The organism is Microcoleus sp. C2D2 (assembly GCF_036702495.1).
Classification (GTDB): domain Bacteria; phylum Cyanobacteriota; class Cyanobacteriia; order Cyanobacteriales; family Microcoleaceae; genus Microcoleus.
On the sequence record NZ_JAUBTO010000096.1, the window covers coordinates 21,735 to 32,003 of the forward strand.

The following is a 10,269-nucleotide window of genomic DNA, read 5'->3' on the forward strand; positions in this document are numbered from 1 at the left end:
GTTTAGGAATGAGTTTTATTAATGACGACGACAGCAAACGTCGTCTGATAGGGATTACTCTTCTTACTTTGTCCTCAAACTATCCGGTTGAGGATGTCAATTACCGAAATCTAATCTGGGATAACTTAAAGCAACCCAAAACAGATGAAGAAGAGGCGGCTTGGAATCAATTATTACAAGAAATTTTGATGCCCGAGGAGAAATATCCGATGTGGCGTAAACTGCTAGAAGGAATTCTCGCAAAACCCTCGTTTTATAGCAGATCAGTATTAAGTGCAGCGATGGAGCGATATCAAGAGATTGCTAAGACTGCCGATCTTACAATTCCTGAGATTGAATAGAAAATATTGGGATTGTTGTAAGGACTTATAGGACTCATTTGGGATCTAGAGTGAGCTTAGGCGATCGCCGCTAATCTTTTCTGCATGAGCCTCACAAAACAAAGGTTAATTTTTATTGTAGCATGAGCTAAAGTTATTTCAAAAATTTTAATGAGACTTTTACACCTTTCCATCCAAGAATTACTTCTTTCGATATTTTTTGGGTAGCAATCCAGTATAGTAACAGCATTTTTTCTTTACTAGCTGCTGTGCTAGCCCGATCGAGCCGATGCTCTAGTTGCTCAACTGTTTCCGGGCTTTCTACCTTAAGTGTGTTGGCGATATTTGCCCTCCTCTACTTTTAGCCTGTATTTAGTGTACCTTCCTAGTGAATTGGTATAAGCCCCAACTTCGTAGAAAGCGGGTTTCTCGCCACCCCATGCGTAAGCCCTGAAACTGTCGGAAATGTTGATCTAAGCTAAATTATAAAAAATCAACCACTGTTTAATACTAAAACCCGATGTCCCTCACCGAACAAATCCTCTCCCAACTGCCAGCAGACGCCCTCGGAGGCCTGAGAAAAGTCGATCGACTCTGGGAAAACCTCAAACAAAACACCGCACCAGCACCCCAAGCAGTCAAACACAGCCAACAACCCCTGGAAACCCTCGACTTCGACATAGTTATCGGCGGCGGAACCCTAGGAATATTAATCGGTACAGCCTTAGCCGTGCGGGGCTGGCGAGTAGCCTTGCTCGAACGCGGCACCCTGCGAGGCCGCGATCAAGAATGGAACATTTCTCGCAAAGAATTAGACGCATTCTTAGAACTAAATCTGCTATCTGTTGAAGAGATAGAAAAGGCCATAGCCACCGAATACAACCCAGCCCGCATCAGCTTTGCCAACACCCCCGACATTTGGATTTCGGGCGTACTAAACATCGGAATAGACCCTGTTTACCTCCTCGAAACCCTCAAGCAGCGATTCCTCCAAGCTGGAGGAAAAATATTTGAAAATACCCCCTTTAAAATAGCCACCATTCACCCAGATGGAGTCCTTGTAGAATCGGAAAATACCGATTTACAACTTGCTAAAAATTTATTTAAAACCCGATTATTCTTAGACGCTATGGGACATTTTTCGCCCATTGTCCGCCAAGCAAGACAAGGCAAAAAACCCGACGCCGTATGTTTAGTAGTCGGCAGTTGCGCTCAAGGATTTCCCAAAAACGACACCGGCGACATATTTGCATCCTTCACCCCAATGCAAAATCAGTGCCAATATTTTTGGGAAGCATTTCCAGCCAGAGACGGCCGCACCACCTACTTATTTACCTACATAGACGCCGACACAGAAAGATTCAGTTTAGAAACATTATTTGAAGAGTATTTGCGCTTGCTTCCCCAATATCAAAACGTCGAACTCGAACAGTTAAAATTCCAAAGAGCACTCTACGGATTCTTCCCCTGCTATCGCCAAAGTCCTCTAAAAACGCCTTGGAATCGCATACTCCCAGTCGGAGACAGCAGCGGTAGCCAATCTCCCCTCAGCTTTGGCGGTTTCGGCGCAATGGTACGCCACCTCAAACGCTTGACTCTAGGAATTGAGGAAGCTTTGACAAGCGATAGTCTCAGCAAAAATTCCCTGGCACTTTTGCAACCCTACCAGCCGAATCTATCAGTTACCTGGTTGTTTCAGCGTTCGATGAGTGCTGCGATGAATCAAAAAATAGACCCCAATCAAATCAATCAACTTTTGGCTGCCGTGTTTCAGGTAATGGAAGAGTTGGGAGAACCGGTACTCAAACCGTTTCTTCAAGATATCGTGCTGTTTCCGGCTTTGTCCCAAACCCTGTTTAAAACAGCAATTAGCCATCCCGGATTAGTTATGAAAATTATCCCGCAGGTTGGAATAGCTAATTTGCTCGATTGGATGGTTCATTATGTGAATTTAGGAATTTATACGGGATTGCTGCCTTTGGGGAAAGCCGTAGAACCGCAGGTAAAAAATTTAGCGCCGCAGCAGCAATACTATTTTCACCGATTAGTTGAAGCGTGGCAATATGGAGCTGGAGGCGATTATTAAGTGAACAGGCTCTCCGGCTTGTTCCACAAGAAAATTACTCGTTGCCAGGCTCCAGCCTGGTAATGCAGATCCCGAGGCTCGGCCTCGATTTTCGGGAGCGAGGCAGAGCCTCTAGATATGGGTTACCAGGCTGGAGCCTGGTAACCAGTTAACTGATATATTAGTTGTGAGTTATGAAGGAGCTATAACGGCTAAAGCTTGAGGAATCACTCGGAATTTTGCAGGGGTGTAAGTTGTGATTTCACCGTCGGTATTAATCGGACGGCGTTTGCGAGTATTAACCTCAAATTCTTGAGCTTGCAATGTGCGAACGTTAGGCCGACTGGTATGATTGCCTTGCTTCATAGCGGGCAGTAAACCAATGATTTCCCACCAGTGTTTTGTTTCCAAACTGTACAAATCCAGTCGCCTGTCGTCGATGGTGGCATCCTCGGCAACTGTCATGCCGCCGCCGTAATAGCGGCCGTTGCCAATGGCTATTTGAATAGTTTTAACCTTAAAAGATTGGTTGTTTACCTTAATTTCTGCTCGAAACGGTCGCGCTGACAAAATTGTCTGCAAAGCAGTAAAAGCATAAGCTAAAATTCCCCAGCGCTGCTTGACGTCTTTAGTCAGCCGCTGGGTAATTTGCACGCTCAATCCCAAACTCGCCACATTAAAAAAATGCTGGCCGTTCACCCAACCTAAGTCTATTAGCCGAACTTTACCGCTGGCAATTACTTGACAAGCTGCGGATAAAGCTGTGGGAATTTTCAGAGTGCGAGCGAGGTCGTTAGCCGTTCCCATCGGCAAAATACCCAAGGGTAACTTGGTGTCTATCAAACCTTCTATGGCGGCGTTGAGAGTGCCGTCGCCGCCACCGATTATTACTAATTCGACTTGATTTTGGTAGCGCCGAATTGTTTCGGGAAGTTCGCGGGGGTGGTCGGTAGATTCTATAATTAACTCAAAACCCAGTGCTTCTAATTCTACAGTGGCTTGAGATAATAGCTTTTGCCCTTTTCGGGAGTGCTGGTTTACTAAAAGTAGAGCTTTCTTCATTTGTTAATTTTTAATGGGGAATATGGAGTATTTTTAATTACAATAAGTATAGCTTGATGGCTTAACTGTATGAAATTAATGCTTTAGTTCCATTTTACCCGTTATGATGGATTGACAAAAATGTCAAAAAATGGATAATGGTAGCAAAAGATTCCTAAAAAGTACCTCCGGTCTGGGCTAGCAGCAAACAATCTCGATTCTAGATCGAAGCAAAACTAAAATTATGTATAATTTTTTAGAACAAGCGCAAGTCGCTGCCGATCGCAAAAACTGGCCCTTGTTAGTCGAATGCTTGCAGCAAGTGACAGCCAAGGGCGGTAAGTCGCAGGAACAACACATTTTAGAGCAAGCTGTTAGTTTAGCAATAGAAGCCTTGGAATGGGGTGATTTTCAAGACCGCTGGGAAATTGCTAAAGTATTGCCCAATCTGGGAAATGGCGCGATCGCACCTTTAATTTCGATTCTGGAAGACGAAGACGCAGACACGGAGCAGCGGTGGTTCGCCGCCCGCATCCTCGGAAAGTTCGATCGCCCGGAAGTGATTCAAGCTTTAGTAGAATTGGTCAAAAATTCCGACGAAGAATTGAGCCAAATCGCCGCCGAAACCCTAGGGAATTTCGGCCCTCGGGCCATAGAATCCCTCGCAACTCTCCTACTCCAAGAAGACTCGCGACAGTTTGCAACAGCAGCACTCGCCCAAATTCGGCGCAGCGAAACCATCGCACCGCTGTTGAGCGTAGTCGGAGACTCTCAAGTGGCGGTGCGGGCGCACGCAATCGAGGCCCTGAGCAGCTTTCACGACTCCCGCATCCCGCCGGTACTGGTAGCAGCACTCAAAGATCCGGCGACGGCAGTCAGAAAAGAAGCCGTGCGATCTCTCGGGGTGCGCGCCTATTTAGACGCAGAATTAGATTTAGTTAAGTTGCTCAAACCTTTACTTTCAGACATCCGATTAGAAGTTTGCAAGCTGGCGGCGATCGCGATCGGGCGACTGAAAACTGATGCTGCAGCGGCTGCTTTATTTGAATTGCTGCGATCGCCCATAACTCCGGTTGAATTGCAAATCGAAACTGTGCGCGCCCTAAGCTGGAGCGAAACCGCAGCCGCTTTAGAATATTTGCAGCAAACCTTAATTGCCGAATTTCAAAACACAAACTATCCTGTTTGTCAAGAGATTGTCACTGTTTTAGGGCGAGTGGAAAAGCCGGAATTAAAAGCCAAAGCTGCTGAAATTACGATGGATTTGCTGAAAACCGGTCATCCCGCCGTGGAGTCTGTGGAAATCAAACAATCTTTAGCTTTAGGGTTAGGGCAATTAGGGGATATGAGAGCGCTAGATGTCCTGATTCAAATGTTAGCAGACGCCGACACTAGCGTCAGGCTGCACTGCATGGCAGCGCTCAAACAGCTAGGTGCTGCCGAGGGGAGGCGGCAATTAGAAAGTTTAGTTAAGCAAGATAGTCTCGAACCAAAATTAAAACAGGGAATTGCGATCGCCCTCCAAGAATGGCAAGAAAATTAATCAAAAGAAAGAATACCCAACTCCCCAACTTCTTGAAAAAGTCAGGGATATAATAGCGATCGTATCTTTCTTCTTCCTGCCTCCGTTACATCCGTTACAAAATCCGTAGCCGAACTTCCTTCGGCTATATCATCGATTTTCTTGGTGAATTTGGGCGATCGCACTTGTCACCCGCTCTAAATCTTCATCAGTTAAATTAGAGCCAGAAGGCAAACAAAGCCCGTACTCAAATAACTCTTGGGCCACCGCACCTTCAATACATTCGCAATCGGCAAATACTGGTTGTAAGTGTAAAGGTTTCCAAACCGGACGCGCTTCTATTTTCTCTTGAGCAAGTGCTAAACGAACTTGTTCTCTATCTGCACCGAAAGCGGCCGGATCGATTGTTAAACAAGTCAGCCAGCGAGTAGATTTTCCAAAAGCAGCTTCCGGCATAAATTCGATTCCCGGCAAGTTTCCTAAAGCTTGTTGGTAAACCTCAAAATTGTGTCGTCTCGCTTGAACTCGCTCCTCCAAAACCCGTAATTGACCGCGACCAATTCCCGCCAAAACATTGCTGAGACGATAATTGTAGCCAATTTCTGAATGTTGGTAATGAGGAGCGGGGTCACGGGCTTGTGTTGCCAAAAAACGAGCTTTTTCTACCAGTTTTTGGTCATCGGAAACTAACATTCCGCCGCCGGAAGTGGTGATAATTTTATTGCCGTTGAATGAGAAAATGCCGATTTTACCAAAGCTTCCAGGCGATCGGTTTTTATAGCTAGCCCCTAGAGATTCTGCCGCATCTTCTATTAGCGGAATTTCATAAGCATTGCAAGCTTCTAGAATTGGGTCGATATCGCAACTTTGACCGTAGAGGTGTACGATTACAACAGCTTTGGGTAATTTACCATTTTTTGCTCGTTTGTCAAGTGCTTCTCGGAACAAGTCGGGGTTGAGATTCCAAGAAGTGCGATCGCTATCAATAAAAACTGGTTTTGCGCCAAGATAAGTAATCGGCGTCGCAGTTGCAATAAAAGTTAGAGTCGAGCAAAAAACCTCATCTCCCCAACCGACACCAATTAATTGTAAAGCCAAATGTAAAGCTGCGGTACCGGAACTAACAGCCGCTGCGTGTTTGGCGCCAACTACTTCGCAGAATTCTTGCTCGAAAGCATCCACGTGGGGGCCGACGGGGGCGATCCAGTTGGTATCAAAGGCTTCTTTGACGAACTCCTGTTCGAGCGAACCCATGTGAGGTGTTGATAGGAGAATTTGTTTGAGCATGACTTCTAACCAGGCTTATTTACTACGAGCTTGCTGTTAAGGTAAAGCACGATAGGCAGGGAAAAACCCTGAATTGAGGAGTGTTGCAGAATCCGTCTCCAAAGCGCTTGCCCGCAATTCTAGCAGATGATGATATTTTTCTTCATCTGTAATCAGACGCATTGTAAAAAAAAGATGCCTTTGTTGAGAAAACCCAGACTTGAATATATAGAGACTATCTTGATTCGATCCTCCCACACCACCTCCCATGTGAAAAAACTCATTGCCTCGTTCTTGAGACCAGTATCTGCCGTAATCAAATACTAAACTAAAAGGAGACTCGCTCAAAAACTCGGTTTTGCTTCCACCGAGGTGAGCCTGAACTATCCCACCGCATTCCAGAAACAAGCAAGCACTGGCAATTTGATCTCCCTTTTCTACAAGGCATAAATGAATGCGATCGCCTAATTTTGATAAATCTTCAAAATAACTGCGTCCAAAATAATAAGATTGACGGGCTTTAACGCGCCCCATAGTCTCTTCATAAATTGCCATAAATTCATTGATATATTCTATATAAGGGACTATTCTTGCCGTCAACCCCAATCGTTTGCACTTATTAATTGTACTTTTATGACCTCTTCTAGTACGCGATTTAATTTGAGAGGCAGAAAGTTTTAAGTCAACGGATACCGTGATGCCATTGTCAGTGACAGTACCGGGTTTAAATATTTGATTTATGTTGTCGTTGAGGATGGGATGAAGCCGAAAAAAAGCGGAACATATATTCTTGCTCCTGAACACCCGCTTCAACTCTTCGAGCGCCGCATCTGGAAACCCAGGCGTACTAGCTGCTGCCTCACTTAATAAAATTCCGGGATACCCGTAGGGCGAAACCGCATCAAAAATTCCCTGTGCGGTTGATTTTGTGGGTAGTATATCATCGCATTGACGCAGCAAATAAGGCAGGAAAAAAATCCGGGCGCCATCTACCATCAAAAAAGCTTCAGGAGTTGTCTTAGTTCTTTTTGCTTCTGCCCACAAATACTCCGGCAAGTGATAGGTATCGTGGCGCACTTTTTGCAAGGTTTCCTGCCACAAGGGGTTTAATAAATCAATAATTAGAACGTTCATTTGTCTGACTCCGACCACACAATGGGAAATATTGCCGGATCGCTGAAATCAGGATTGCCGTTGGGCAATTTACGGCACAAAAGTTCGTTAGGAATGTGAACTTCTTCTCCTTTTTGGTTCCAAAAAGACCTATATTGGTTGGCTTCGTCCTGTAGGTGGATTGCCATTGCCAAGCGGAAGATATTGCTGGTGTTGGGGTAGCTGCCGTGAATTGTCCAACAGTGATGAAAGCTGATTTGACCTTTCTTTAATATCATTGGCAATTTCAGGACTTTTCTTCCTTCTCGGTGAAATTTATCTTCAATTTCTTCAAGGTTTGGGTTGTTGAAGGAGCGCATATTTTCGAGTCCAGGCCACTTGTTGCTACCATCGAAAACGGCGATCGGCCCCAGAGACTCATCGCAGTCTTGGAAAGGTATCCAAGCGGTAAGTAAGTTGTCGGAGGTACAGGTAGACCAGTAAGCGCGATCGACGTGCCAGCCGATGGTGGTTTTGCTGCTTTTGGGTGGTTTACAGATGATTTGGTCGTCTAGAATGCGAATTTGTTTGGTTCTGGCAAGTCGTGCGGCGATCGCGCCAATAATTGGCTGAAGGGCAAATTTTCGCAGCAGCTTGCTTTGCAAGGAAATGAATTCGTTATTGCGCGTAACGTCCCCATCTTCCGGCTTCCAGTTGCAGTATCCGCCACTGAGGGGAAGTACCGCATCTCGTTCTCCCCGGTAGAACTTTTCGCAGCCCAGAATTCCCTCTTCAATCATTTCATCGGGGATGACTTTTTTTGAGATGTACCAGCCGTGTTCTTCGTAAAAAGCAACATCTTCTTCTGTGGGTAAAAGAGCTATCTGTTCTGCGGTCAGATGTTGGGTAAAAGTCTCCATTTTTGATTGACTCCTGACTAATAACTAGCCCTTGGTTGCCCTTGGGAAAATTCAGCAAATTTTGCTGCTACTTGGGTAATATCGTTGTAGGAATAACGATGATCTGTCGGCACAGTCAGCAGGCGATTTGATAAATCGAATGCCTTCGGATCCTTACCCGACAATTTGTCTGGCGGTTGAGGCCAATGAACCGCAGCGAAAATGTTTTTACTTATCAAAAATCGGCGCACTTCTTCCCTAATTTGATGTGTTTTACAGAGTAAGATGCTATTAAAGGGAACCGAACCGGCAGACCAATTTGTAAATAGAGGTTGGTAACTTTCCGGTTGATTTTTTAATAGCAGATCTAAAAAATCTTTGACGTTGGTTGCCCGCTGTTGCCTCATTTCGGAAATCTTTAAACTTAAGAGCACATTGTTTGTGAGGGTGGAAATAGACCGATCGCCATCATTGATTAGATGCTCCTCTCCTTCCATTTGCAGGATTCGATAGCTATCTTTGGAAATATCTGCACCTATCAAGTACGCTCGCTTTAGCAGCATAGCCGTGAGTTTTTGGGCGGCTGCCGATGATTCGGGTTTAGAAGGTCGAGGCAGTTCCATTTTTTGCCCAGACCAAATCATCGCTCCGTCTGGAATCGGCAGTGTTTTACGCAGCGATGCCATTGCGTAATGAGCGGTAGTTTGCTGCGCCCAAAGCGAGAAAGGATCGTGGCTGTGGTCTTCAATTAAGATAATATCTTGATTTTGAGTCAGCCAATCTTGCCAAGGTTTTCCTTCTTTCACTCCAAACAAATTAACTGCCAATACCAAATCACCCGGTAAGGGGCGAAGGGAGTTAAAATCTGGGACTGGTTCTGTGGGCAAATCGCGATACCAACACAGCTCGAAAACTTTACTAATTTTGGCTGCAACTTCCATGCAGTAATATGTCGGTAAATGCAGCCTTAATCGACGTTGGCGAGATCCTTTCAAAAAACGCTCAATAGCCAATAGAATGCCCGTAGCTGTGGAAAATAGTTCGTAGTTTTCGGGGAATAAATTTTCCGATGATGATTGTGGTGTCAAGGCATCATCCGACCAATGAAATTCTGAGCCGACTTCCCATCTTGCTATCATTGATTTTAAGGCCTCATTCATTACCTTTAAACTCTTCACCGGTAGCGTGGCCTTCTTGACTAATTTCTTTTTGCCCCAAGACTTTCCCGACTGTTAGGAAAAGTATTTTTAAATCTAATGACAGGCTCCAATTATCGACATACCAAACATCGAGCCTGAATTTCTCCGGCCAATTTCCATCTAGAAGTCGGCGACCATTTACCTGGGCCCAACCTGTGATTCCGGGCATAACATCGTGGCGGCGCGCTTGTTCTGGCGTATAGCGATCGAGGTATCTGACGAGTAAAGGACGAGGCCCAACAACACTCATGTCACCTTTGAGAACGTTCCAGAGTTGAGGGAGTTCGTCCAGACTTGTTTTGCGAAGAAATTGACCGAGGGGTATGAGACGCTGTTCGTCGGGCAGCAAATTGCCATCAACGTCGCAATCGCTGGTCATCGTGCGAAACTTGTAGAAATTGAAAACCCGACCGTTTTTACCGGGACGGGGTTGGCAGAAAAAGATGGGCCCGCCCATGCGGATGTAAATGGCGATCGCCACCATTAATATTACGGGAGAGAAAACCAAAAGGGCGATCGCTGCACATAATCTATCTAATACCCACTTAACAAATTGGCTGACTTTTTTGGGATTTAGTAGTTTATTAAGTTGCGATATTTGTGAGTCTGATTTGAGCGGTAGTAATTCGTAAATACTCATGATTCTGCACCCCAACAGCAATTTACTGTACTTCCCTGAGTCTTACAGTATCCTGGTTTATACGATAATGAATTCTATTAACTTTACATAAACTTTAAATAACTTCGGTGTTTTATGAAGCTTTTGTGAACCTCTGGTTGGGGCGATCGCTTAGGATCGCGAATTAAATAACTTACAATTTTAATTGTTATTGTGGGATGGGCGTCCCGCCCGTCCAAAAAGGAC

Annotated in this window: 9 protein-coding genes; 3 read left to right on the forward strand and 6 right to left on the reverse strand. The window is 45.1% G+C overall.

Going from position 1 to position 10,269, the window contains the following annotated elements:
• Window positions 1-8: 8 nt before the first annotated feature.
• A complete protein-coding gene (locus QUB61_RS25705; protein ID WP_333132926.1) occupies window positions 9-341 on the forward strand; it encodes a hypothetical protein in 333 nt (110 codons plus the stop codon).
• Window positions 342-840: 499 nt separating this feature from the next.
• Window positions 841-2,406, forward strand: coding sequence for an FAD-dependent oxidoreductase (locus QUB61_RS25710; protein ID WP_333132925.1), 1,566 nt, complete (start codon window positions 841-843; stop codon window positions 2,404-2,406).
• 171 nt (window positions 2,407-2,577) lie between these two features.
• On the opposite strand, the gene QUB61_RS25715 is transcribed toward QUB61_RS25710, so the two are convergent.
• Window positions 2,578-3,447 (reverse strand): lipid kinase, encoded by an 870-nt coding sequence (locus QUB61_RS25715; protein WP_333132924.1) that lies wholly within the window; start codon window positions 3,445-3,447, stop codon window positions 2,578-2,580.
• A 223-nt stretch (window positions 3,448-3,670) separates the two neighbouring features.
• Here QUB61_RS25715 and QUB61_RS25720 point away from each other — a divergent pair, with 223 nt between their 5' ends.
• The gene (locus tag QUB61_RS25720) at window positions 3,671-4,969 is read left to right on the forward strand and encodes a HEAT repeat domain-containing protein (RefSeq protein ID WP_333132923.1); all 1,299 of its coding nucleotides are present in this window, start codon (window positions 3,671-3,673) and stop codon (window positions 4,967-4,969) included.
• A gap of 129 nt (window positions 4,970-5,098) precedes the next feature.
• Here QUB61_RS25720 and QUB61_RS25725 read toward each other — a convergent pair whose 3' ends face one another.
• The 5 genes from QUB61_RS25725 to QUB61_RS25745 are packed head-to-tail and all read right to left on the reverse strand — an operon-like array spanning window position 5,099 to window position 10,044.
• Window positions 5,099-6,235: a DegT/DnrJ/EryC1/StrS family aminotransferase gene (locus tag QUB61_RS25725; RefSeq protein ID WP_333132922.1), complete on the reverse strand. Its 1,137-nt coding sequence runs from the start codon at window positions 6,233-6,235 to the stop codon at window positions 5,099-5,101.
• 36 nt (window positions 6,236-6,271) lie between these two features.
• The gene (locus QUB61_RS25730) at window positions 6,272-7,348 is read right to left on the reverse strand and encodes a GNAT family N-acetyltransferase (RefSeq protein WP_333132921.1); all 1,077 of its coding nucleotides are present in this window, start codon (window positions 7,346-7,348) and stop codon (window positions 6,272-6,274) included.
• Window positions 7,345-8,226 (reverse strand): phytanoyl-CoA dioxygenase family protein, encoded by an 882-nt coding sequence (locus tag QUB61_RS25735; protein WP_333132920.1) that lies wholly within the window; start codon window positions 8,224-8,226, stop codon window positions 7,345-7,347. The genes QUB61_RS25730 and QUB61_RS25735 overlap by 4 nt, the downstream gene beginning before the upstream one ends.
• Window positions 8,227-8,243: 17 nt before the next feature.
• Complete coding sequence (locus QUB61_RS25740; protein WP_333132919.1) at window positions 8,244-9,365, reverse strand: DegT/DnrJ/EryC1/StrS aminotransferase family protein; 1,122 nt, start codon at window positions 9,363-9,365, stop codon at window positions 8,244-8,246.
• The gene (locus tag QUB61_RS25745; protein WP_333132918.1) at window positions 9,358-10,044 is read right to left on the reverse strand and encodes a sugar transferase; all 687 of its coding nucleotides are present in this window, start codon (window positions 10,042-10,044) and stop codon (window positions 9,358-9,360) included. The genes QUB61_RS25740 and QUB61_RS25745 overlap by 8 nt, the downstream gene beginning before the upstream one ends.
• Between the last annotated feature and the right edge of the window lie 225 nt (window positions 10,045-10,269).